The organism is Pseudomonas sp. McL0111, from assembly GCF_052567255.1.
Genome location: NZ_CP199585.1, coordinates 5191130 through 5215106, shown reverse-complemented (window position 1 = coordinate 5215106; position 23977 = coordinate 5191130). Strand labels below are relative to the sequence as shown.

General features: G+C 50.1%; 25 protein-coding genes and 7 pseudogenes. 26 read left to right on the top strand and 6 right to left on the bottom strand.

All coding sequences use genetic code 11. The features are described 5' to 3' along the window. The first annotated feature begins 333 nt into the window (after positions 1-333). The 5 genes from ACTWLJ_RS23545 (at position 334) to ACTWLJ_RS23525 (ending at position 4432) form a co-directional block, all read left to right on the top strand. Positions 334-2688, top strand: a complete 2355-nt coding sequence (locus ACTWLJ_RS23545) for a cytidine deaminase-like fold-containing protein (RefSeq protein ID WP_445178662.1) — start codon at positions 334-336, stop codon at positions 2686-2688. Further along, positions 2685-3089 (top strand): DUF6911 family protein, encoded by a 405-nt coding sequence (locus ACTWLJ_RS23540; RefSeq protein WP_445178661.1) that lies wholly within the window; start codon positions 2685-2687, stop codon positions 3087-3089. Before ACTWLJ_RS23545 ends, ACTWLJ_RS23540 begins: the two co-directional genes overlap by 4 nt. A gap of 156 nt (positions 3090-3245) precedes the next feature. Further along, on the top strand, positions 3246-3509 hold the full coding sequence (locus ACTWLJ_RS23535) for a hypothetical protein (RefSeq protein WP_445178660.1): 264 nt from the start codon (positions 3246-3248) through the stop codon (positions 3507-3509). Next, on the top strand, positions 3506-3751 hold the full coding sequence (locus ACTWLJ_RS23530) for an Imm74 family immunity protein (protein WP_445178659.1): 246 nt from the start codon (positions 3506-3508) through the stop codon (positions 3749-3751). The genes ACTWLJ_RS23535 and ACTWLJ_RS23530 overlap by 4 nt, the downstream gene beginning before the upstream one ends. A gap of 135 nt (positions 3752-3886) precedes the next feature. Next, positions 3887-4432 (top strand): hypothetical protein, encoded by a 546-nt coding sequence (locus ACTWLJ_RS23525; RefSeq protein WP_445178658.1) that lies wholly within the window; start codon positions 3887-3889, stop codon positions 4430-4432. Positions 4433-4822: 390 nt separating this feature from the next. Here ACTWLJ_RS23525 and ACTWLJ_RS23520 read toward each other — a convergent pair. Further along, positions 4823-5023: pseudogene (locus ACTWLJ_RS23520) on the bottom strand (LLM class flavin-dependent oxidoreductase); the annotation flags it as partial. Positions 5024-5073: 50 nt separating this feature from the next. Between ACTWLJ_RS23520 and ACTWLJ_RS23515 the strand changes: the two are divergent. The 5 genes and pseudogenes from ACTWLJ_RS23515 to ACTWLJ_RS23495 form a co-directional block, all read left to right on the top strand. Then, a pseudogene (locus tag ACTWLJ_RS23515) lies at positions 5074-5300 on the top strand (hypothetical protein); the annotation flags it as partial. A 25-nt stretch (positions 5301-5325) separates the two neighbouring features. Continuing rightward, positions 5326-5598, top strand: a complete 273-nt coding sequence (locus ACTWLJ_RS23510) for a hypothetical protein (RefSeq protein ID WP_445178657.1) — start codon at positions 5326-5328, stop codon at positions 5596-5598. A 153-nt stretch (positions 5599-5751) separates the two neighbouring features. Continuing rightward, positions 5752-6699: a hypothetical protein gene (locus tag ACTWLJ_RS23505; RefSeq protein WP_445178656.1), complete on the top strand. Its 948-nt coding sequence runs from the start codon at positions 5752-5754 to the stop codon at positions 6697-6699. A gap of 3 nt (positions 6700-6702) precedes the next feature. Further along, on the top strand, positions 6703-7218 hold the full coding sequence (locus tag ACTWLJ_RS23500) for a hypothetical protein (RefSeq protein WP_445178655.1): 516 nt from the start codon (positions 6703-6705) through the stop codon (positions 7216-7218). A gap of 372 nt (positions 7219-7590) precedes the next feature. Beyond that, positions 7591-7800, top strand: coding sequence for a hypothetical protein (locus tag ACTWLJ_RS23495; RefSeq protein ID WP_445178654.1), 210 nt, complete (start codon positions 7591-7593; stop codon positions 7798-7800). A gap of 70 nt (positions 7801-7870) precedes the next feature. Here the strand turns inward: ACTWLJ_RS23495 and ACTWLJ_RS23490 are convergent, their stop codons facing one another. Then, complete coding sequence (locus ACTWLJ_RS23490; protein ID WP_445178653.1) at positions 7871-8047, bottom strand: hypothetical protein; 177 nt, start codon at positions 8045-8047, stop codon at positions 7871-7873. Positions 8048-8215: 168 nt separating this feature from the next. On the opposite strand from ACTWLJ_RS23490, the gene ACTWLJ_RS23485 reads away from it, so the two are divergent. Next, complete coding sequence (locus ACTWLJ_RS23485) at positions 8216-8680, top strand: hypothetical protein (protein WP_445178652.1); 465 nt, start codon at positions 8216-8218, stop codon at positions 8678-8680. Between the two features lie 499 nt (positions 8681-9179). On the opposite strand, the pseudogene ACTWLJ_RS23480 reads toward ACTWLJ_RS23485, so the two are convergent. Beyond that, positions 9180-9380 (bottom strand): annotated as a pseudogene (locus ACTWLJ_RS23480) (LLM class flavin-dependent oxidoreductase); the annotation flags it as partial. Positions 9381-9430: 50 nt separating this feature from the next. Here ACTWLJ_RS23480 and ACTWLJ_RS23475 point away from each other — a divergent pair. From ACTWLJ_RS23475 to ACTWLJ_RS23420, 12 genes and pseudogenes are all read left to right on the top strand, one after another. Then, positions 9431-9657, top strand: a pseudogene (locus ACTWLJ_RS23475) (hypothetical protein); the annotation flags it as partial. 25 nt (positions 9658-9682) lie between these two features. Then, positions 9683-10894, top strand: a complete 1212-nt coding sequence (locus ACTWLJ_RS23470; protein ID WP_445178651.1) for a hypothetical protein — start codon at positions 9683-9685, stop codon at positions 10892-10894. Between the two features lie 3 nt (positions 10895-10897). After that, positions 10898-11263, top strand: coding sequence for an immunity 8 family protein (locus ACTWLJ_RS23465; RefSeq protein WP_445178650.1), 366 nt, complete (start codon positions 10898-10900; stop codon positions 11261-11263). Positions 11264-11536: 273 nt separating this feature from the next. Beyond that, positions 11537-11830 carry a hypothetical protein gene (locus tag ACTWLJ_RS23460; RefSeq protein ID WP_445178649.1) on the top strand — a complete coding sequence of 98 codons (294 nt, stop codon included), beginning with the start codon at positions 11537-11539 and terminating at the stop codon, positions 11828-11830. A gap of 787 nt (positions 11831-12617) precedes the next feature. Continuing rightward, entirely contained in the window at positions 12618-12884 is a 267-nt protein-coding gene (locus ACTWLJ_RS23455) for a toxin C-terminal domain-containing protein (RefSeq protein WP_445178648.1), read from the top strand. A gap of 1 nt (position 12885) precedes the next feature. Then, positions 12886-13077, top strand: coding sequence for a hypothetical protein (locus ACTWLJ_RS23450; RefSeq protein WP_445178647.1), 192 nt, complete (start codon positions 12886-12888; stop codon positions 13075-13077). 223 nt (positions 13078-13300) lie between these two features. Further along, positions 13301-13834, top strand: a complete 534-nt coding sequence (locus ACTWLJ_RS23445; protein ID WP_445178646.1) for a hypothetical protein — start codon at positions 13301-13303, stop codon at positions 13832-13834. A gap of 723 nt (positions 13835-14557) precedes the next feature. Next, positions 14558-15091 (top strand): hypothetical protein, encoded by a 534-nt coding sequence (locus ACTWLJ_RS23440; RefSeq protein WP_445178645.1) that lies wholly within the window; start codon positions 14558-14560, stop codon positions 15089-15091. Positions 15092-15824: 733 nt separating this feature from the next. Next, complete coding sequence (locus tag ACTWLJ_RS23435; protein ID WP_445178644.1) at positions 15825-16358, top strand: hypothetical protein; 534 nt, start codon at positions 15825-15827, stop codon at positions 16356-16358. 126 nt (positions 16359-16484) lie between these two features. Next, positions 16485-16886, top strand: coding sequence for a hypothetical protein (locus tag ACTWLJ_RS23430; RefSeq protein WP_445178643.1), 402 nt, complete (start codon positions 16485-16487; stop codon positions 16884-16886). A 133-nt stretch (positions 16887-17019) separates the two neighbouring features. Beyond that, a complete protein-coding gene (locus ACTWLJ_RS23425; RefSeq protein WP_445178642.1) occupies positions 17020-17181 on the top strand; it encodes a hypothetical protein in 162 nt (53 codons plus the stop codon). Between the two features lie 189 nt (positions 17182-17370). Next, complete coding sequence (locus ACTWLJ_RS23420) at positions 17371-18378, top strand: glycosyltransferase family 2 protein (RefSeq protein ID WP_445178641.1); 1008 nt, start codon at positions 17371-17373, stop codon at positions 18376-18378. Positions 18379-18471: 93 nt separating this feature from the next. Here the strand turns inward: ACTWLJ_RS23420 and ACTWLJ_RS23415 are convergent. Beyond that, positions 18472-18669 (bottom strand): annotated as a pseudogene (locus ACTWLJ_RS23415) (LLM class flavin-dependent oxidoreductase); the annotation flags it as partial. A 110-nt stretch (positions 18670-18779) separates the two neighbouring features. Here ACTWLJ_RS23415 and ACTWLJ_RS23410 point away from each other — a divergent pair. Both ACTWLJ_RS23410 and ACTWLJ_RS23405 read left to right on the top strand, forming a co-directional pair. Further along, complete coding sequence (locus tag ACTWLJ_RS23410) at positions 18780-22166, top strand: DUF637 domain-containing protein (protein ID WP_445178640.1); 3387 nt, start codon at positions 18780-18782, stop codon at positions 22164-22166. Between the two features lie 2 nt (positions 22167-22168). Continuing rightward, a pseudogene (locus tag ACTWLJ_RS23405) lies at positions 22169-22630 on the top strand (SMI1/KNR4 family protein). Between the two features lie 49 nt (positions 22631-22679). Here the strand turns inward: ACTWLJ_RS23405 and ACTWLJ_RS23400 are convergent. Continuing rightward, entirely contained in the window at positions 22680-23024 is a 345-nt protein-coding gene (locus ACTWLJ_RS23400) for a hypothetical protein (RefSeq protein WP_401212674.1), read from the bottom strand. Positions 23025-23232: 208 nt separating this feature from the next. Here ACTWLJ_RS23400 and ACTWLJ_RS23395 point away from each other — a divergent pair, with 208 nt between their 5' ends. Continuing rightward, positions 23233-23643, top strand: a complete 411-nt coding sequence (locus ACTWLJ_RS23395) for a hypothetical protein (protein ID WP_445178639.1) — start codon at positions 23233-23235, stop codon at positions 23641-23643. Positions 23644-23738: 95 nt separating this feature from the next. On the opposite strand, the pseudogene ACTWLJ_RS23390 reads toward ACTWLJ_RS23395, so the two are convergent. Further along, positions 23739-23938, bottom strand: a pseudogene (locus ACTWLJ_RS23390) (LLM class flavin-dependent oxidoreductase); the annotation flags it as partial. Positions 23939-23977 lie beyond the last annotated feature (39 nt).

The window sequence follows — 23977 nt, the reverse complement described above, 5'->3', positions numbered from 1 at the left end:
GAGTGGCAGGATGTGTTAGGGGGAGCCCCGCAGAAATTGATTGAAGTTGACTTGGATCATACTGAACACGCCAAGTTAATGTACGTGAAGGTCTTTTTGAGTTTTGCAAACAGATGGCCTTGTATTTTATATGACGTGGACGATGCCATTCTGTCCATTGATTCGGTTTCTGAAAGATCCAAGAACCTGAAAGGTGGATATTGAGAGGGACGTCTTGACAGTGCAACTTTTTAAACGCTTTCCGCAGTTGGAAGTGCAGGCCGATACCGATTTACGATGTTACCCCAGCCGAAACAGCGAACTCCGGTGACGAGTTAACCCGGCTCTCTTTCCTTGCACAGCGGCAACGATACGACCCTGGCAGGTGCACAAGTTCGAGCCGACAGTATCAAGGCTGTGATCGACGGCAACCTCAACATCACCTCTCGTCAGGACATCGAGACCCAGAGCAGCAAGCAGGGCAGTGCCGGTATCGGCGCGAGTATTTGTATTCCGCCATTTTGCTATGGTGCGCCGGTCACCGGGTCGGCAAGTCTTGCCGCTGGCAACATGAACAGCGACTACAAGGCCGTGACCGATCAGAGCGGTCTGTTCGCCGGCCAAGGTGGATACGACATCACTGTTGGCAAAAACACCACCCTGCAAGGCGCGGTCGTTGCCAGTGAGGCGACACCGGACAAGAACCTGCTCAGCACTGATCGCCTGTTCGTCAGTGACATCAAAAACACGAGTGATATCAGTGCCCAGTCGGCCGGCATTTCCCTGTCTTATGGCGGCAAGTCCGGCACCAGTGTCGGCGGCAGTATTCCGCTGGCGCTTGAAGATTCGGATCAGAGCAAGACCCGCAGTGCTGTCAGCGAAGGCACCATCATTGTTCGTAATACGGCAGGCGTGAATGATCTGGTCGGGCTGAATCGCGATACCGCCAACGCGAATGAGGGCCTGGACAAACCTGATCAGAAAGCCATTCAAGAGCGGATTGATCTGATTCAGAGCACGGTCTCGCTGTCGAGAAACATCATCGGCAAAGTGGCCAACGCCCAGCAGCAAGCGGCCGCTGACAAAATGAAGTCAGCCACTACTGCCGAGGAGCGTCTCGCGGCGCTTATTGAGTACAAAAGTTGGGACGTGGGCGGCGACAAACGCATCATGGCGGATGTTGCGGCAGGTTTGATTGCTGTGGGGCTGGGAGGCGTGGGCGGCACGACGGCCATCGGTATCGTCGCCAACACCACGGCCAACGATGCGTTCAAAAAAATCGGGGATTACGCCGACAAGCAGGCTCGCGATGCTACTGATGACGTGACGCGAGCGGCGTGGGGCGAAGGCGGAGCCGCACGCGTCATGCTGCACTCGCTGTTTGGTGCGGTGATGGGGTTGTCGGGCAGCAGCGTCGCCGCCGGCGCATTGGGCGCAGGCGTTTCTGCTGCTCTGATGCCAATGATTGTCAAGGCACTGAAAGATAGCGGTCTGAATGACAAGCAGCAGGATGCATTGGCCACCTTGATTGCTTCGGGTCTTGGCGCGGCAGCGGGGTCTGGTGGCGGAGCAACGGGCGCAACGACTGCGGTTACCAGTTCAACTGGTGTTGAGATGTTCAACCGCCAGTTGCACAAGCAGCAGGAAATCCCGCTGCTGAAGAAGAAAGCTGAGGAGCTTCAGGGCTTGCTCGGGAAGCCGCGTTCGAGCGCTCGCTGGGAAGATTTGTTGATGCTCGCCGCCGGTGCAGAAGTTGATGCTGTCGGTCTGGAACATCTGAAAAGCGTAATGCAAAAGGCTGTCGGTAATGACCCGGAGTCCTTCGCCTTCGCTGAGGATATGGATCACGCCTATGCGGCAATGAACCAGTTGTCCAATCAGAAAATCCCGCTGACCTGGAGCGATGGACGACCGATCATTGCCAACGGTGCACCGGTTTATGCGTTCAGTGCGACAGACGCACAATTCAACGACTCCACCTTGTTCAACGCTGCTGGGACTTATGGCCCGGGAGCGGTTTACCAGCACTGGAGCCAATTTGGTAGGGACCAGACCGCTCAGTATGAAAATGAACTGTCTAGTATTTCCACCTACGCATCTGATATAGCGGATGCTGCGGATCGGTTGTCGTCAATCGCGAACAAAGGAATATTGTCGGTCACTATTATCGACGATGTGCTCCTTTCGATGACCGGGATTCGGAGTGGTAAGGTCGTTGTCGATGCGTTCCTTGAGGTGCTGGCAAAGAGGCAAGCAGCGAAAGATCTTGTTACGACTGCAGGTCCAAAAGGTATTTCTCCGGTTGTCACCGCAGAGGGAAAAATTGGAGATGCGGCATTTACTGATGTAAACCAAACAGCTCGTCCAGTAGCTCAGGCAAATCCAGATGAGCCAACTCTGATAGCTGATCGAGTAACGGCCAAAACTGAAGCAACAGGAAAATCTTTGCCGAATGGAAATATGGCTGACGCTCATGCAGAAATTGGCGTCATACAGCAGGCATATAATGCTGGCAAGACTCAAGGTGCTGATATGGCTATGAGCGTTACAGGTAAAGATGTATGTGGATTTTGCAAAGGTGATATAGCGGCCGCTGCGGAAAAATCCGGATTGAGTTCTTTGACTATTCAAGCGATAGACGACGTAACTGGATTACCAAAAAAATATAATTGGGTGCCGGGAATGCGATCGATTAAGGAGGTGCCATGAGTATGGTTTTTGGCGGCTATATTGTTGACGCTGATGGATATCGCCATCAGTTAGAAGCTATCATGGATCCCGAAGGATTGGATGTTCGAGGGGTATTGACTTCCATTGGTAAAGGCTCCGGCGTTATCAAGATGCGGTGCGAGTCTGAATCTGAAGGTCGCCCCTATGAATTGGCGCTTTATGTTGAAAGTGAAAATTTTTTACTGATGCTTAGCGAGTATGATAAAGATGGTGAGCATGTCGTCAGAACTATGACTGATCTCAACTCAAAAAACGAACTCGTCAGCATTTTAGGGGAGATGTATCCTGCTAGAGCGGTCATACATGATGTGGAAATTGTTTGTGCTATTTTTATAGAGTTTGCTCGCTCAGGAAATGTGTCTGTGGATATCATGGCGTAAGTTTCACTAAATATCGTCTGACTAGTTGGTCCAAAAGTCGTATCGACTAATCCAAGTAAGGCTTTTTTTTGGTCTGGCCGAACTGATGGAGTTGGTGGTGCAGATATAGCCCAGCAGATTGCTGCGCAACAAGGAGGGACAACTCTCGAAGCATTGATGGCTCAACGTGGCATACAAATGCCTGCATGGGATGCTACAAATCCGGCTGTTGTGAAGTCCTGGCAAGATATCTCTGCGGAGTATGCAAGTGGAGTCTCTGGAACGGTGCGTGCAGTAATCGGGCAGAGTTTGCGATCTGGAAATGTTTGGGAAACAGCAGAGTTGCCTGCGTTGATGAAAAATCTTAAAGTAGATAAAATTATTACTATTGATCCCGTAACAATGGGCGAGAAAGTCATTTATGTGAGGGGAGATCTATGATTCTTGAAGTTTCTCGGGGTCATGTCCAAGTAAAAATTGGAGATAGAACGGCGACCGTTCAAGGTGAGATGTTCTTTCCTGGTAACGATAAAATTGGCTTTTTGTTGTGCAGGGGATCTTTGAGGTTTTGGAATGCGCCTAACCAAAATCAGATTATGACTGTCGCTGATATCGATATTATTATTGCTGATATTCGGGCGGATTTCTCCCAGGGGGGGCATACCTTAGAAGTTGAAAACTAGTTGGTGCAAAGGGAACTACGACTGCTGGCGAAGTGGGGGGGAGGGCCCAAAAATCCATTGCTTGATGATTCGATTACAAGAAATGGTGATCGTTTGGCTTTTGTTACCTAGACATCCCTCGGAGGGCCTTCATACATGAAACTGTCTCGACTGCTGCTGTCTATTATTCTCACATTAACCGGCTGCCATTCCAACGTCAGAGACTCTTCCCCCAGCCTCCTGAAAAACGGCTTGCAACTACAACAAAGAACTGTCACGCCAGATACGCAACACGCCAAAGTCATCATGAGAGCCACAGGTTACACATACCCTGTCGAGTTCTCGGTTCGCCGAGCTTCAGATCCCGATCGGCGAATGGAAGTGCTGGGTACCGTGGTGGATTCCGGGCGAGGCAAGGTGTTAGGCTGGATCGCCAAAGTCAGCGAAGCGGCCAATAGCGCCACGTTCAAGCACTTCCCTCAGCTGGAAACGCAAGCCAATGCCGACGAATCCTTCGAGGTGTCAGGGCGTTCCAACGGCATGGGCACTGGCAATACTTATAGCTGCGGGCCGCTGAACAGCACTTTTACGCCGGAGCGAAGCACGGTCTACCTGGTGGAGTTTCAGTTTGCCGGGCAGGGTTGCGAGCAGCATGTTTACGATGTCACCCGGCCGGGTCAGCGTACTCTCATCGGGGCCTGACTCACTTGAAATTAAACATTAAACTCCCTGAAAACCTCGTCACTGACGATTCACTCAGAAAGCAGCGTATTCCTTGCCTTTGCAAAATTTCAACGCGGTTCGAAATTTCCTTCTCGGATACAGGCCCGGAATCGATCGGGGTCGTATTCGGTTGGAGTCGCCGGGGCGGGTGTATGCCAACAGCCTGATTACATTAAGCAAAGTTGGCCAAGACCTTTACGAGATCATTGATCTTGAAATGTTCTACCGTAGCTTTGGCTGGTGCACTGTTTTACAAAATGGACAATACGCATCTCCCGGAAATTTCTGGGACGAAGAGTTCACTAAAAACTAAAACGCCCCGAGCACTGTCGGGGCGTTTTCATTTGTCATTTCTACTAAATCAGGTATTCACCGAAACGCCGGCACCACATTCTTGATAAACAGCTCCAGCGACTTCTTCTTCTCCGCATGCGGCAAGCTGTTATCACACCAGAAGCTGAACTCATCCACTCCCAGTTCCTGATAGTACTTGATCCGCGGAATGATCTCTTCCGGCGTACCAATCATCGCCGTCTTGTGCAGGCTCTCCAGTTCTAACTCCGGACGTCCTCTTCCGGGCTCGGGGCAACGACGCCAAAGAGGCGAACGGTATTCGTCCGGTCACTCGTGTCACCGGCCTGCCAGACACTACGGCTCCGTCCAACCCACATAAATACTTGATCGAAACCAACCCGGTGCTCACCGACCTCAAGTCGTTCATGAGTTCGGACTACCTGCTCGGCAAACTGGGCTACGACCCTGATCAGAGCGCCTCTATGAACAACGCCTGATTCAACAAGCCGTCACCGCGCGCACCGGCCAGGCCTTCCTCGACGGCCAACCGTCAGCTCCATCAAAAAGAAGTCTTGGCGTTGGAAAAACCGCAAAAAGAGAATCCCGAAAAAGCGTACCAACTTAAAGCGGCAGCTTGCGCTCTGGTTCATTGCAGCGCCTCGGTTCACCCGGATGACCAGGATAATTATGAGGCGCTCACAAAACTGGAAGCCGATGGCAGAGGCTTCAAGGATGCACAAAGTGCGCTTTTCGCTACCGGCGCCTTTGATGAATATTCGAAATGGGATCAGGTCAACGATGGCTTGGTGCGCAATGAAGAAAGCGCTCAACGCACTGGTAATGCCCTCTAGGCAATATTCGCAGGTGCGGGCGCTGTAGCGGGTTACGGTGGGGCGATAGCAACAAGCCCGGCTTGCGTCACTGTCATTGGTTGCACCCTGCCTGCATTGTCCGGAGCAGCGGGTGCCGCCTCCTTCCTGGAAAGCTGGGAAGCTACCGGGCGAGTGTTTGCACCTTACGAATATACCCAAGGCGACAGGGTACTTGCGTCCTTAAGCAGTGAAACCTATCCAGGCGATGTGAACCCGCTTCGTGATTACGGGAGTGAAGCTGCGAAAGCTGCACTGGAAATGCTGCTGCTCAAGGGCGCCGGGAAATACCTGGAGAAGACCACCGGGTCTTTGATTCTGGTTTCGGGTGTGAAGAAGGAGGGGGAAGTAGCTGACGGCATTAGAGGCGCGTCGAATGCCGATCAGACGATTCTTCCAGCGTGGTACCGCGAAGACAGCTCAGCAAGCGCCTTCTTCAATAAAACAGGCGACCTGCCGGACGGGTACCGCCGTGTGTTGAATACCCGAACGGGTAATGCCGAGATTCTTGCGCCAGATGGGCAACTCTATTTCGACACTGGCAATGGACTGAAGCCCAAATTGGGCGGTAATCTTGCTGAATTGGCGGAGGCTGAGCGGCGGATTAATGGTGCAAAAGCGACTGGTGCAGTTGAAGTGCCGGCTACTTCTGCAATTGCGCGTGTTGGACTGAGAGACGATCTGGCCATCCAAGCAGGGATTCCTCGAAATATTGCTGAATCGCCTTCGAGCATGTGGGGTAAATCGATTGATGATATCAAGCAGTCGCTAACGCTTGATGGCGCGAGCGTTACGCCGAAAGCACCATTGGCTGGTACCTCAGGTAAAGCACAGGTCTTTAACGTTGAAGGACACCCGACAATAAAAGAGGTAGAGTTCCATCCGGGCGGTGGAACCCACGGTGATAGTCCGTACTATAAGCTTGTTAGTACTGAGAAGATTGGCAATAAAAATATAGAAATACGGGTAATTGATCCGTCGCCTGATTTTAGTCCGGGCACTATTACGCGTTATCAACAATACTATGATACCCAAGGAAATCGTCTGAAATATGAGGGCGGTGAGTGGAAGGGCTGGAAGTGATCTATGAGAAATTTATTCCCTGATTTGTACTCTGATCTTGTTCCAGGTATGTCCGCAGCAGGATTCTCTTTAGGTGAATCGTTTTCCAATGTTAGCGAAAAAGTTGGGGTGGTTGAGTGGTACGGTCCGGAAGTACCTGTTCGTGACATTCTCCTTCAGAATACCTCCTGGGTTGGAATTAAGAGAAAGATCGGTTTTGGTAATGAGCTTTTATTTTCATATCGATTTATGAATGAGGCGGTCTCGCTGCACTTCGAAAATAGCGGAAGGCTTTATAGAATTGCCGTAGGTGAAGGGTATCGTGGAAAATTTAATAGTGTCAGCGTGGGGGATGATCTTCGGAGCTTAGAAAGGGAGTTTGATGTTTTGTTTAATGATGCGGATGATGACTTTCTTCTAAAAAGAAGTGGAGGCATATTGACGGGGATTAGTTTTGTTACAGACTACAGAGCTTCCTTAGACGATGCGCCGGAACAAGTTATCAAGTTTATATCAATACATGACTGGTCCCTTCGATAAAAATAGTGGCCAGACCACGTTTTTCATAATCCCATCAAAATAAATAGGTGCAAAAGGCGCAGGTGATGCAGCGAAGCTTCGTGGACAGCTGGCTGGACAAGAGATATCTGGTGGCCATGCATTCGAAAAGCATGTGATTCAGCGGGGTGAATACAAAGATCTGGGCATAACCACTCGAGAGCAGTTTGCCTCGCACATTGAAAGCGTCGTTAATAATCCAACTTCATTTCGTGAGCTAAGTGGTGGGCGTACTGCTTACTGGGACAATATCAGTGGTACGGTCGTTATTAGGAACCCTAAAGCGGTCGATGGCGGCACTGCATTCCGCCCTATGAATGGGCAAACCTATTTTGATGGTTTGAGGTAGTTACTGTGAATACGATTAACTCTTCGCACGATTTAGCGAATGTTAGCTTTAGCCGAGATGAGCTTTTGGTTTTGAATGCGGCTTTAAATGAAATATGTAATGGGGTAGATGTGTTCGAATTCGAGACGCGGATTGGAGCAGATCGTGAATTTGTAACTGGTTTACTTCAAGGGATTGGTTCGTTGCTTGATAACATGGATCAGCTATCCAGCTGATTTTCGATCACCTTGCTCTACTAACACCGGCCTCGTGCCGGTATTTTTTTATCTGCTTTAGCCTTTTTTCTTAGCTGCTCGCTTGGCTGTTGCTGCCTGTTCCCATAATCCGCGATGCCTGGTACTTGAGAATCATCCCATCGAGCAGGGCCTTGATAACCGATTTCTCGGCTTCGGGCATATGGCTGACAGCCTCGAAACGCAGGCGCAAATCGTCGGACGGCCCGGGTTCCCCTTCTGCGAACACCAAATCATCCAGACTGACGTGTAGGGCCTGAGCGGACCTCTGCGGAGCAGTGTGTCGAGACACGAATGCACTGCGCGAAAACTTGAACAGCCGAGGTTACGACTCAAAGCTTGTTGATGAGACAATTCAAAAAATTGTGGAAAGAAATCGTGAAATTGGAGTTATCAAATGATGAGTATTTGGTCTGAACTTATTAAAGCTTTAGGGCAAGATGAAAATGGAACGGTAGTAATGGACCTCCGGTGGAAAATCCAGGAGCCGCCAACCATTTCTGAAACACCTGACAGCTATAATGATCCGGATGGGAAAACAGTTTTTTATAAATTTATAAAATCCGGTTTGGAGTTTGGATTTCGTTCGGGGAGGTTGAATCATGTTCATTTTTTTGTGCAGCCTCACGAAGGCTATTCAGCGTACAGAGCCGATGTGCTTGGCCGCGTAGCCCAGGCATGGACACTTCAAGATGTCGTGAGAGAGTTAGGGCCTGCGAATAAAGGTGCGCCAGCTAGAGTTGATATGTTGATTGGAAAAGTTCAGCGGTGGTCGAAATATGAGTTTGTGGCGCATGACTTGCGCATGGAGTTCTCTGAGGATGGTCATCTATGGAAGGTAACCATAGTGGCGAAATTTTAAGGGGAGGGGGCGAGCCTTTGGACCCGGTCAAACCTGACACGTTGACCATAGATCGAAATAATTTGGCAACACGTAGACGTGAGTCTTTGTGTGGAATTGGAACATAACAGGGCCTTGATCTTTGCGATGATCCAAGAGGGTGGTGAAGGTGCTGGTAAGGCATATCACTCTGGTGACAACCGTGCGGGCAGGGAGGCTGCGGGTTTAGTGTTCTGGAACATGAAGGCTGTCTGTCGTTTATAAATGGTTTTAGCAAGTTTGGTGTTGAAGTTTCTTTGGTTGAGATGAAGTTTTGATGAGGTGTCGCGTCGCATTCAGGCGATTGGGGCAGGATGCAAAAAAAGGGACGAATTCACGCCGATGAATTCGTCCCTTTTTTGTAGTTCGCACGAACCGCCGTAGAGTGAGACTGCTCGCGAGATCAATCCATATAGATGTCGACCGTTAGTCCGCCATCGCGAGCAGGCTCGCTCCTACAAATTTTTGTCAAGCAGGCCGATCAGCGAAACGCCGGCACCACATGCTTGATAAACAGCTCCAGCGACTTCTTCTTCTCCGCATGCGGCAAGCTGTTATCACACCAGAAGCTGAACTCATCCACTCCCAGTTCCTGGTAGTACTTGATCCGCGGAATGATCTCTTCCGGCGTACCAATCATCGCCGTCTTGTGCAAGCTCTCCAGTTCTAACTCCGGACGTCCTCTTCCGGGCTCGGGGCAACGACGCCAAAGAGGCGAACGGTATTCGTCCGGTCACTCGTGTCACCGGCCTGCCAGACACTACGGCTCCGTCCAACCCACATAAATACTTGATCGAAACCAACCCGGTGCTCACCGACCTCAAGTCGTTCATGAGTTCGGACTACCTGCTCGGCAAACTGGGCTACGACCCTGATCAGAGCGCCTCTATGAACAACGCCTGATTCAACAAGCCGTCACCGCGCGCACCGGCCAGGCCTTCCTCGACGGCCAACCGTCAGCTCCATCAAAAAGAAGTCTTGGCGTTGGAAAAACCGCAAAAAGAGAATCCCGAAAAAGCGTACCAACTTAAAGCGGCAGCTTGCGCTCTGGTTCATTGCAGCGCCTCGGTTCACCCGGATGACCAGGATAATTATGAGGCGCTCACAAAACTGGAAGCCGATGGCAGAGGCTTCAAGGATGCACAAAGTGCGCTTTTCGCTACCGGCGCCTTTGATGAATATTCGAAATGGGATCAGGTCAACGATGGCTTGGTGCGCAATGAAGAAAGCGCTCAACGCACTGGTAATGCCCTCCAGGCAATATTCGCAGGTGCGGGCGCTGTAGCGGGTTACGGTGGGGCGATAGCAACAAGCCCGGCTTGCGTCACTGTCATTGGTTGCACCCTGCCTGCATTGTCCGGAGCAGCGGGTGCCGCCTCCTTCCTGGAAAGCTGGGAAGCTACCGGGCGAGTGTTTGCACCTTACGAATATACCCAAGGCGACAGGGTACTTGCGTCCTTCAGCAGTGAAACCTATCCAGGCGATGTGAACCCGCTTCGTGATTACGGGACTGAAGCTGCGAAAGCTGCACTGGAAATGCTGCTGCACAAGGGCGCCGGGAAATACTTGGAGAAGACCACCGGGTCTTTGATTCTGGTTTCGGGTGTGAAGAAGGAGGGGGAAGTAGCTGACGGCATTAGAGGCGCGTCGAATGCCGATCAGACGACTCTTCCAGTGTGGTACCGCGAAGACAGCTCAGCAAGCGCCTTCTTCAATAAAACAGGCGACCTGCCGGAAGGGTACCGCCGTGTGTTGAATACCCGAACGGGTAATGCCGAGATTCTTGCGCCAGATGGGCAACTCTATTTCGACACTGGCAATGGACTGAAGCCCAAATTGGGCGGTAATCTTGCTGAATTGGCGGAGGCTGAGCGGCGGATTAATGGTGCAAAAGGCACAGGCGATTGGGCAAAACTGAGTGGTCAACTCAGTGAGGCTTCGAAAGGTAAAGGTAATTTCGGCATTGGGTCAGGTACAAGAGAACAAGCTGAGGTTATGGGGAAGGCTTGGGTTGGCGATGGGTATAAAGTTGCTAGTGATGGAAAAACCTTAGTTAGTCAGGATGGCTTAAGGCAATATAGGCCACCTACTTACAAGCCATATCAGCAGGGGACTCAGGCTAACTTTGAGCAAAGATTTCCTGGGCAGGAGACAAAGAAGTGGCAGTCTAATGGTCATTTGGATATCACGGACTAAACTATGAACGCGAAATTAAAACGGCTTCATAGCCCCGACATTTACAATCTTGAAAATTACCAGCCGGAATGCGCAGGCAGCTTTTGCTTTCTTCTTCAGGCTATGATTGGCCCCGAAGGTGAAGAAGGCGAAGAGTCCTTTGATATAGAGGTTTGTACTCCGGCATGGATTGAAAAAAATCTCGGGTTGGACGAGGTTCTTGTTGGACAACATTACCTTATTGTCCGTGACTACAATTATAAAAAAATTGTTCTTTCCATTGAAAAATTTCTACAAGGCTGTTCGGGTAAAAATTGGAATGAAGTTTCAAGAAAGGTATCAAGGTTAGGTTTGTGGGAGTTCGAGGGATACGAAGATGGAAGCGTTTGAGTCAAGTATTTAATGATTTTGCTCCACTGACACCGGCCCTGCGCCGGTGTTGTTTTATCCGCTTACTGCAAAACCTCCCTTCCTTCGCTGCTCGCTTTAGGAGTGAGGGATGGAGAAAAATGGAAGTAAGTCACCGTCTACCTAGCGGAGAAAATATAACCATCCACTACCAGTACAACTCCGTAACCGGTAAAGCATACGATATGAAAATTACTACGCCGCAACAGCTGCCCCCTGTGCTGCAGCCCGGTAGGACTATTGAGTGATGTGTATATGATTATTCGAGAAATTGGGCGAGAAGAGCCTGTACAGGTGTTTGGGATTTACTGGATAGAGAACGAGCGTTTTTACTGGGTCATTCCTTATGATGGCTACGGTGGCCTCATGGCACTCAGCGATAGAGAAGTCAATGTTGTTGACTCTTCTTTGTCAAGTGATCTCATCCTCTGCAAGGATGGGGGGGGAGGGGACATGATTCTGCATTGGGCAGCGGAAGATTTGATTGAAGAGCTTGTGGAGCGTGATCCACTAGCAATAGTAGAGTTCTTAGAACGCATAAAAGGCTGATGGTGCAAAAGGTAGCTCCGGGGCTGAGAGCGCTATCAATCAAGGCAGACGCAACTCTCAGCTCTTAGCTGAAGAGGTCGCAAGTGGACATGCTTTCCACAAACATGTTGTGTCGGTTGGGATAACTACATTAAGTCTCAAGTCCCCAGAAAATGAATGAGCCTGTTAATGAACAAGATTATATTAATTTGAAAATTACACCAAGAGAGCTTAGATATTTTGTGTCGTGCGGATTGGCTCTAATTAAAAATGTTCCAGATGAGTCTCTGTCGACATATTGCGGCCTAAGTAAAGATGAGATCATTGAGGTTTCTCTGCGACTGAGGGAGGTCGCTGACAAATTAGGTGTTGATATGTGATTTTGGGGGCAGGTAAGCGAGTTTAGTCGCTTACCTGTGGTGCAAAAGAGGCTGCCGCCGCCAACTGGCTGGCCCACGACGTTTTGGGCGCACCCTAGACGAACTACCGCCGCAAACGCGGCGTTTGCTGGAGCATCCCGTTATCTTGAAAAAAGGAAACACCGCGTGAAACGTAGCGTGCGCTTGCCGGATATCTACACCTACAAACTGACTTGATGCCGATACGGTGCATTACACCAATGTGGCCGCAGACCCTTCCGGCGATTGTCATGAAGAGTATGACTTCACGGAGCGCCGCATTCGCGGTTAGCTCAAGTGAGGCTATTGCTTTTAAACACAGCCTTTGACGTCGCTCCTCATCGCCATTTATCCTGCGCCACTATATTGATATCGATTCAGCTCGAGACTCGCGAAATCAGAGACAACTGGTGTCCAACCTGTTGATCAAGCCAACTGGTCTCCTTGGCCCATTGATCGCCTCCTGCCAACTCGCTCGGCGTCAGCCCGCCCTCCTTGAGGTTCTTCGCAAAAGCCGTGGCCAGACGGTATTAAGCTGGGGGAGTCGTTATATTACTAGAGACCTTGATGGGCATAATTGTGGTGCTCGGAAGATGGCAGATTCAGTTAAGGCTCTTGGTCGTAAAGAGACACGATCAGCAACCTTCGATGCAAACTTAAATCACATTGGAGATTGATATGAACGATAAAAAAACTCCCGACTGGATTGGTCGGGGGAAAACCATTAAGCAACTTATCGCTGAGTTGCAATCTTTCGAAAATAAAAATTTGTTGGTTGAAATATCAACTGATGATGGTGTGACTAAAAAATCGATTAGCTTGGTTGTGAAGTCTGGTGATGCTTGCGTATTAGTAAATTGCGAGCAGTAGAATAAGGGGGGCGGATTTATTTACCTAGTCGTTCTAGAGGCAAAAATGAAGCTGTCCATTGGTCTTTGAATGAGTGGTTGAGTTGAGGCGTCGGCGATATGTGGGATGCGAAAAATGGAGCTTGGTTGCCGGGAGGTGGTCATCAAGTTAATTTCTTGGATAAGTCTCCTCGGACTAATCCAGAACTTTATGAGGTTGATTTGGATTCGGTGAGGTCGCTGAAATGACAGCGCTGATAAATAAAATCATTACTGTTTTAGAGCTCGAGAATGGAGTCGTATTTGAACGATTTGTTCGTTGGGATGGGGTGCGCACTTGCTTTGAAGATATAAAAAAATATATTCTCTGTTCGGGAAAATATGAAGTAATAAAGCGTCGGCAATATTTGGTATTGGATAATGGCGCTGAAGTCGAAATCCCAGTGCATGAAGTGCTTAATCTGCTACCCGATAGAACAGGAGTGTTGGTGGTTTTTGCAGAGGAGCCGTCAAAATTCAATTGTCCGGAATTTCCTTGGTTTTTTAACTTTCCTAATAATGCAGCAATTTATAATGCTGATGGATCATTGCGTTTTCAACTGCAAAGCTCTCATGGTGAAGGCAGCTATATAGGTGCTGTGCATTACGCTGCAATGACCAATAATCCTGATGCGTTAGGTGTGTTGGTAGGCTCTGTAGGTCATGACCCCGAGTGGCTTTATTTGGTTAATCCTAACAATTCGAAATTAATTCCTACCGGGAACTGGATTCGATATTGATTTCAATAGATAGTTGGGTCACCTTAAGTACGTCATGAATGGCGAAAGAAAGGGGGGATCTGATATAAATAGATCGGTCACCTCTATCCCATTGTTTTAATGCTGCCGAGGCTTATGGACAAGGAGTGGTTTCTGATCAGTGGGACCAATTTTGCTGGGACCAGACAGCTCGATATTGATGGGGTCCAAGTAATCAGTTCGAGTCAACTGAAATGAAGCTAAAAATTATTGATTTGACTCTTAAGCGAATGATTGAACTTCTTCGCGCGGGCGGGGACGTGGAGGCTTGAGTCGGTTCGGGCATATTTTTCAGCGATCCTAAGTATGCCTCTGTTCATTGATTGACGGATAAGGTATTGGATCAGCCACTTACAATGACTGTGACCATTAACAAACAGCAGTATGAGCAGATGCAGAGGAGTTAGCTTCTGGAAGAAACCCGCCCTCTGCTCTGGGGGGCACGGATACTCTGATAAGCTCTGTCGCGGAGGTTCGAAATAAGCTTGCAGTTTCTGAGGAGTTTAAAAACGGGACATTGTTTCAAGTCGAGTTTACGGTTAAACCAGGCGAGGGGATTCGTGGGGGGGCCGTGGGCGACATGTGGGGCGCGCTTAATGGAACTCGCTTGCCTGGTGGTGGACATCTGGTGAATTTTATGGATAAGTCACCCCGTACTAATCCTGAGTTATATGAGGTTGATATGACGTCCATGAGGTCATTGCGGTGAGCTATTTGATTGATGAAGTTAGGACGAGGTGGGAGTTCGATAGTGGGCTGCTCCTTGAGCAGTATGTTCGTTGGGACGGGGAATGTACCAGTTTCGACGAAACAAAAAAAATTATGGTATACGCGCAAAAACATGTGGTCGTAAGTTTTAAACGAGTGTTGGTCTTGGATGGTGGCGCTGAAGTTGTTATTCCAATAAATGAGACGCCTCATATTCTTCCCGATAGAACAGGGGTGTTGGTGGTATTCAACAAAGTTCCTTCCGCGTCGTGCTGTCCGGAGTCCCCCTGGTTTTTTAACTTTCCTAATAATGCGGCAATCTATAATGGTGACGGGTCATTGCGCTTTCAACTGCAGAGTGCTCATGGTAAAGGTAGCTATATAGGTGCCGTGCATTACGCTCCTGAGCCCAATCATCCTGATGCATTAGGTGTTTTGGTAGGCTCAGTAGATCATAATCCGGAGTGGCTTTATTTGGTTGATCCTAACAATTCGAAATTAATTCCTACCGGGAAGTGGATTCGATATTGATTTCAATAGATAGTTGGGTCACCTTAAGTACGTCATGAATGGCGAAAGACAGGGGGAATCTGATATAAATAGATCTGTCACCTCTATCCCATTGTTTTAATGCTACCGAGGCTTATGGGCAAGGAGTGGTTTCTGATCAGTGGGACCAATTTTGCTGGGAGCAGACAGCTCGATATTGATGGGGTCCAAGTAACCAGTTCGAGTCAACTGAAATGAAGCTAGAAAATATTGATTTGACTATTAAGCGAATGATTGAATTTCTTCGCGCGGGCGCGGGCGCGGAGGCTTGAGGCGGTTTGGGCATATTTTCTCAGCGATCCTAAGTATGCTTCTGTCCATTGATTGAGGGATAAGGTAGTGGATCAGCCACGTACAATGAGTATGACCATTAACGAAAGTCAGCTTCTCAGGATGAGGGCCGAGATGAAGAATGGTGGAAATCCATCCTCGGCTCTCGGGGGAGGGGGGCGACTGACATGCCAATAAAATCTGTAGCAGACGTTCGGGATAAAATCGGAGTTTCCGAGGAATTCAAAAGTGGTAAACTGTTCCAGATTGAATTTACGGTTAAACCGGGTGTGGGTACTCGAGAGGGTATCGTAGGCGATATGTGGGATGCGCTCAATGGAGTTCGCTTGCCTGGAGGAGGGCATCAGGTGAACTTCATGGATAAGTCACCTCGAACTAATCCTGAGTTGTATGAGGTCAATATGAAATCGCTGAGATCGTTAGAGTGAGTAATTTAATTAGTGAAGTGAGAACAAGGGGCGAGTTTGAAGACGGACAGACCTTCGATGAGTTCATTCGTTGGGATGGCGCGAGCACGAGTTTTGAAGAGCAGAAAAAAAATATGATCTATGCTCAAGAGCATAAGGTGATCAGTGTTCGACAGGCTTTGGTACTTGATAGTGGAGTGGAGGTTGATATTCCAATTCACGAGCCGCTTAATATTTTGCCAGATAGAACTGGTGTGCTAGTGGTTTTTAATAAAGTGCCTTCTAAGTTTAGCCGTCCCCAAGCTCCCTGGTTTTTTGCTTTTCCTCATAACGCTGCAATCTATAATGCAGACGGCTCATTGCGCTTTCAATTGCATAGCCGTGAAGGTGAAAGCAGTTACATTGGTGCCATCCACTGCGGTGCGATGCCCGAACACCCGGAAATGCTAGGTGTTTTAATTGGTACGGTTGGCCATGATCCAGAATGGCTCTATTTGGTTGATCCTGGTAGTCCGGAGCTAATCCCTACAGGGAAGTGGATTCGATATTGATTTCAATAGATAGTGTGGATCAACTCAAGTACGTCCTGAATGGCGAAAGAAAGGGGGCGATTTATTTAATATAAATAGATCTGCCACCTTTTTCCCATTGTTTAATGCTGTCGGGGTGGGCTAAGCATGTCGTTATCTGCAATGATCATCTCATCGGAAAAATTGACCGCGGAAGATTTTGAAGAAGTTCTCCAGTCCAATGGCGGATCCGTCAACGCCGGCAAGCCTTTTCGGGGCACTATTGGTGAGGGCAATTCAGATATATGGCTGACCTTGCAGTCAAAGGATACTTTTGAAAAGTTTTATGACTCCGAAGATCTTCAAGAGTGGCAGGATTTGTTGGGGGGGACCCCGCAGACATTGATTGAAGTTGATCTGGATCATACTGAACCCGCCAGGGTAATGTACGTGAAGGTCTTTTTGAGTTTTGCAAACAGATGGCCTTGTGTTTTATATGACGTGGACGATGCCATTCTGTCCTTTGATTCGGTTTCTGAAAGACCCAAGAACCTGAAAGATGGATATTGAGAGGGACGTCTTGACAGTGCCACTTTTTAAACGCTTTCCGCAGTTGGAAGTACAGGCCGATACCGATTTACGATGTTACCCCAGCCGAAACAGCGAACTCCGGTGACGAGTTAACCCGACGCTTCAACGAAATTTGTCTTTAGTTCATCACGAGAAACGTAGCGTGCGCCTGCCGGATATCTACACCTACAAACTGATTGATGCCGATACGGTGCATTACACCAATGTGGCCGCAGACCCTTCCGGCGATTGTCATGAAGAGTATGACTTCACGGAGCGCCGCATTCGCGGTTAGCTCAAGTGAGGCTACTGCTTTAAAACACAGCCTTTGACGTCGCTCCTCATCGCCATTTATCATGCGCCATCATATTGATATCGCTTCAGCTCGAGATTTACGAAATATGGATCTTGAGCCTTGTCTGCACAGCATTCCTCTGAACAATTCCCCATTTCGGCCGTAGCCAGTGCCTCAGGTGTAATAAACGTGTCTGTCCCGAAAATATCCGTCGTCATTCCCACCTATAACGTTGAGTCTTACATCGCCGAAACACTTGATTCGCTGCTCAATCAGCCAGTAGCGCTGCACGAAATCATTCTGATCAATGACGGCTCGACCGACGGCACCTTGGCTGTACTTGAGGCAGGTTATGCCAATCGTGCCGAGGTGAAGGTCGTGACGCAGCAGAATCAGGGCGTCGGTGCTGCGCGTCGCAATGGTTTAGCGATGGCGTCTGGTGACTACGTATTTTTTTGTGATCCGGACGATGTGGTCAGTCCTCAGATATTCACGACACTGGTCGAGCAGGTTGAAGCCAATCCTGCGCTGGAGTTGTTTTACTTCTCCAAACGCTCGTACGTCGAAGTGGACGGTGAGCGAAAGTTGTTGCGTCGGAACACGGCGGCCAGTCGTAGCGGATGGTTCGACGCGGGGCGTGATCTGCTTCAGGACTTAATACTGTCCGGCAAGTATCACGCGGCAACCTGGCAGTACATTTTCAAGCGTTCGGTGTGCGAGCGTTTCGCGGTTCGTCTGGAAGGTCGTGCGCATGAGGATCATGTGTTCAGCATGAACATTTATTTGCATAGCCAGGGTACGTTCGCAGTAGCACAGGATTACTACTTTCAGCGAGTCAGGCAAGGTTCGCTGACGCAAAGCCATAAAGATGTCGAGTACGTGCTCGGCAGTTACGCCGCCTACCGCGATACCCTGGATGCGTTGAAAAAACATATCGGCAAGTTCGGTGCCGGGCGAACCGTGGCGTTGAACTTCATGGAACGTAACGTCGATGCGCTGATCACCAAGTGCATTAAGTATGGTGTGGAACTGCCGCAGCAAATGACCTCGATGACACGGCAAGACAGCCGCGATTGCGGAGTGCACGTGCATCCACGGTGGACGCTGTTGTTTCCACGCGTTGCTTATGGGGTGCGCAAACTGCGTTTCTCCTTGAAGCAACTGCGCAAGAATCACAGGGCGTCTGTTCAGGAGTAGCATTGACCCACGGCGAGCTGGCATGTAGTTCAACGTAAACGCCCCGAGCTAGGTCGGGGCGTTTTCATTTGTCATTTCTACTAATTCAGGTATTCACCGAAACGCCGGCACCACATTCTTGATAAACAGCTCCAGCGACTTCTTCTTCTCCGCATGCGGCAAGCTGTTATCGCACCAGAAGCTGAACTCATCCACCCCCAGTTCCTGGTAGTACTTGATGCGCGGAATGATCTCTTCCGGCGTACCAATCATCGCCGTCTTGTGCAGGCTCTCCAGTTCTAACTCCGAACGTCCTCTTCCGGGCTCGGGGCAACGACGCCAAAGAGTCAAACGGCATTCGTCCGATCACTCGTGTCACCGGCCTGCCAGACACTACGGCTCCGTCCAACCCACATAAATACTTGATCGAAACCAACCCGGTACTCACCGACCTCAAATCGTTCATGAGCTCGGACTACCTGCTCGGCAAACTCGGTTACGACCCTGACCAAAGTGCCAAACGTCTGGGCGACGGTCTCTACGAACAACGCTTGATTCAACAAGCCGTCACCGCGCGCACCGGCCAGGCCTTCCTCGATGGTCAGACCTCCAACGAGGGCATGTTCAAGTACCTGATGAACAACGCCATCGCCAGCAAGGACGCGCTCAACCTGTCGGTCGGCGTCGGCCTCTCGGCGCAGCAAGTGGCCGCGCTGACTCACGACATCGTCTGGCTCGAAGAGCACGAAGTGAATGGCGAGAAAGTGCTGGTGCCAGTGGTGTATCTGGCTCAGGCCAACGGACGTCTCGGCCCGACCGGGGCATTGATTGCCGGTAACGACGTAACGCTGATCGCCGGGGAAAACCTTGATAACGTCGGCACGCTCAAAGCGACCAACAACCTGTCTGCCACTGCAGGCAAGGATCTGGTCAACAGCGGATCCATCGAGGCGGGTAATCGTCTGGATCTATTGGCAACCAACAACATCGTCAACAAGGCTGGTGGCATCATCGCCGGGCGTGACGTGAGCCTGACCACTCGTACCGGTGATGTGATCAACGAGCGGACCATCACCTCATCCGACAACAGCACCCGATATGGCACTCAGCACCATGACTATGCCGATAACGCTGCACGAATCGAAGCTGCCAATGACTTGACCGTTAAAGCGGCCAATGACATCAACATCTCCGGCGGCGTGATGCAAAGCGGTCGGGACATGGCATTGAGTGCCGGCCGCGACGTCAATGTGTCGTCCGTGCAAGTCAACAACAGCGTGTTCCAGGACGCGAAGCACAACACCAGCGATGTCACGCAACTGGGCGCCGATATCGATGCCGGGCGTGATTTCAAGGCCGAGGCCAAGCGCGATATCAATATCATTGCCAGTGAGATTGATGCCAAGCGTGATGTCGCGATGACAGCGACCGAGAACATGGTGATTTCCTCAGCGGCGGATGAAGAGCACTCGCTGTCCAAGAGCAAGAAAGTCACTCGCCAGGAAGACCATGTCAGTCAGGTGATGTCGGGTATTACGGCGGGTGGGGATGTCAAGCTGGACGCGGGTAAAGACCTCAGCGTGATTTCCAGTCGCGTTACTGCGGGCGACGAAGCTTATTTGGTGGCAGGTGAAAACCTCAATGTCCTCGCTTTGCAGGACACGGACTATTCGCTCTACGACATGAAGAAAAAGGGCAGCTTCGGCAAGCTCAAGATGAAGCACGACGAGGTGACCGACAACAAGCATGTCGGCTCCGAGATCAAGGCTGGCGGTGATCTGACGCTCAAGAGCGGAGGCGATCAACTTTACCAGGTCGCCAAGCTGGAAAGCGGAAACAACATCACGCTGGACAGTGGCGGGGCGATTACTTTTGAAGGGGTAAAAGACCTTCATGATGAAAGCCACACCAAAACCAACAACAACGCCGCATGGGTATCGGCAAAAGGTCGCGGTAACACCGACGAAGCCCTGCGCCAGACCCAGATGATCGCCAAGGGCAACATCGTGCTCAAGGCCGTCGATGGCCTGAAAATCGACATCAAGGACGTAAACCAGCAATCCGTCAGCCAAACCATCGACACCATGGTCAAGGCTGATCCGCAACTGGCCTGGTTGAAAGAAGCCGAGGCGCGAGGGGATGTAGATTGGCGGCTTGTGAAAGAGATTCACGAGTCGTTCAAGTATGAGAACTCGGGGCTAGGCCCGGCGTCGCAGATCATCATCGCGATCATCATGGCGGCCGTGGTTGGACCGGCAGCCCTGACAGCCTTTGGCGGGATGGGGACGTTCTGGGCCGCGACCTTTGCTGCTGTGGCGACTGGAGCTGCCACCAATGCCACGACCAGCTTTATCAATAACGGCGGAAACCTTGGGGCTGTATTTGCGGACGTTACGTCGTCCGACGCACTGAAGGGCTATGCGATTTCCGGCCTTACAGCCGGGTTGATGTCTGAGTATCTGACCAAGCTGACGGGTATGAAATACGATCCCGTCACTAAAAAGCTGCTAGGACCCTCATTAGCGACATGGGAGGGAGTTGGTAGATTCGCTGGAAGTCAGATCATCCAAGGTGGTACCTCTGCGCTGATCACCAAGGCAGCTGGAGGCGATGCAAGCGTTGGTGATGTTCTAAAAACCGCGCTTTTCAACACCGTAGCCGCTTTCAGCTTCAACATGGTGGGCGATCTTACAAAAAACGTTATGGATGATGGCTCGGCGGGCAAAATCATCATCCACGCTGCGGTAGGCGGATTGTTGTCAGAAATGACCGGTGGTGATTTTGCGACAGGCGCACTGGCGGCTGGCGCGAACGAAGCACTCGTTGGAGAGATGAACAAATGGTTCGAGGGCAATCCTGATCTATTGCTCATGGGCTCGCAGATTGTTGGGGTGTTGTCGGCGACTGCACTGGGTAACACGGACGCCACCACGCTGCAACAAACAGCATGGATTACCAACAACGCTACTCAGTACAATTTTGCAGGGCATCAAGAACTAGACGATTTGGAAAATGCTGCACGCACCTGTGAGGCTAAGGGCACCTGTGAGGAGGTCAAGAAATACATCCGAGATCAGTCGGTTGCAGACGACGATGCCCTGTCTTCATTGTGCAAAAGCAGCCCGCAGCAATGTATTCAGTACTATGGAGATCTAGTACACGATCGCTTTAGCTTGCAAGAACGTCTTGCGCATATGTATTTTGACGACAGTATCCCTTCTATGTTCAAGGAGGATCTGCACCGCCTTCAACTCCAAAACAACACAGCTATTGCTACGTTAACTCAAGCGCAGTCACAGCTCGACTTGATAAATAGCGGGGTGTCACCAGAGAAAGCCGGGTGGCTCAGTGATCTGCTGGCCGTCATGGGTGGAGTACTAAGGGGCGGTAAAGGAGGAGGTGCAAAAGGAATAGGGAGCTCTACAGAGGCTGGCTCTGTTTTTACTCAGCAACGTAATTTTTGGTCAAAAGATCCTATTCAGTTTAGTGGGAATAAGGTATATCAACGGAATGATTTATTTGATCCTAATTTGCAAACTAGTTGGCGTGAAGGTGGCAAGGTCATAACAGGTAGTAATGCTGAGCGTATGGCCGCGCCCATCGGTGTAGATGGCAAGTCGGTGAACCTGCACCATATGACGCAAACACAGTCAGGGCCTATTGCAGAAATGACACAAAGTTTTCACCAAACCAATAGCGCAACTATTCACATTAACCCTAATACAATTCCTTCTGGTATTGATAGGGCAGCTTTTGATAAATGGAAAGTGCAGTACTGGCAGCAACGATCTGCAGATTTTAGGAATTGAAAATGAGCCAAGTTACGACGCATCAAATTGAGGATTTAGTATCACAGCATCCTGATATCGTGTGCTTTGGTAGTCAGGCCGATTGCGTGGGTGATGACTGAATTGAGAAGGCCGAGCAGCGTCTAGGGCTTGAACTGCCAGGGTCGTACAAGTGGTTTTTAAAGACGTATGCGGGTGGCGAGATTGGTACTGAAGAAATTTACAGTATCTATGGCGTTGACTTTGAGAGTGTCAATGGGGGGGATATTGTCTATCAGCATATTGTGGGCATAAAAAATAATCTGGTAGATGGCAAAAAGCTTGTGATTAGCGAAACTGATATGGGGGAAGTCTTTTTCTTTGACTATTCGAAGTTTAAAGATGGTGAGTGCCCCGTGAGTCTTAGGCTTCCGTCTGGCGAGAATGTTAATTACGCTTCAGATTTTTATGAGTTTTTATATAAACGAATTTCTGCTAATATTTGATAGATATCCTCATCCTACACCGATCATGCGCCGGTGTTGTTTTATCTGCTTACTGCAAAACCTCCCGTCCCTCGCTGCTCGCTTTGGTCGTGGCCTGAGCGATCAAGGCATCGAGCATCTGCGCAACAAATTTCTGTTGGCTCTTGGGTAGTTGATCAATGGCTTCCAATTGCTGCTGCCATTTCGGAGCAGGTCCACGCTTACGCACGGTGGTTTCCTGCTGCTGACCAAACAGCTCTTCGAGTGAGCTCGAAAGCAGCCGGGCCAGCTCTGACAACGCCGCGGCCTGAATCTGGGCCGATTGACCGAACCGGAATACCTGCTGTTGCACTGCTAGGGACTGGCCCATTGATACACCCTCACGTATGACGGCAAGAGCGGTAATCAACCGCACTTGATGGGCCTGATGGATGCCGACCTTCTCGCCAGTTCATTGGCTCACGTTGTGAGCAGCATGTTTACGTGTTTCCCAGCCGAAACAGCGAACTCCGGTGACGAGTTGATCTGGCGCTTCAACGAAATTTGTCTTTAGTTCATCACGAATAACGTGAGATTCCCGGTCCCTCGGCATAATCCCGTTATCTGGAAAAAGGAAACACCGCGTGAAACGTAATTTCTCTCTAGCTCTGATCGTCCTGGCCGTAACGCTGGGAGGCTGTGCCTCCAACAAGCCAGCGGTTGACCCGTCGCTGGTTGGTTCCTGGAAGGGCTTGCGGGCAGAAACCGGTAAATGCCAGTTCCTGTCCTGGAAGAATAACTTCAAACCTGACGGCACTTTCACCATCACCTTTTTCCGTGATGCCGAACAGACCCGGACAATACAGGCTGAGCATGGAACATGGTCGGCTGCCAATAGCAAGAACGAGTTGAGAACCGATGGCGTGCGTTTGCCGGATATCTACACCTACAAACTGATTGATGCCAATACGGTGCATTACACCAATGTGGCCGCAGACCCTTCCGGCGATTGTCCTGAAGAGTATGACTTCACGGAGCGCCGCATTCGCGGTTAAGCCCAGTTACGGGATGCGGAAAGGGACGAATTCACGCTGATGAATTCGTCCCTTTTTGTAGTTCGCGCGAGCAGGTTTTATGTCAAGCAGGCCGATCAGCGAAACGCCGGCACCACATTCTTGATAAACAGCTCCAGCGACTTCTTCTTCTCCGCATGCGACAAGCTGTTATCGCACCAGAAGCTGAACTCATCCACCCCAGTTCCTGGTAGTACTTGATGCGCGGAATGATCTCTTCCGGCGTACCAATCATCGCCGTCTTGTGCAAGCTCTCCAGTTCTAACTCCGGACGTCCTCTTCCGGGCTCGGGGCAACGACGCCAAAGAGGCGAACG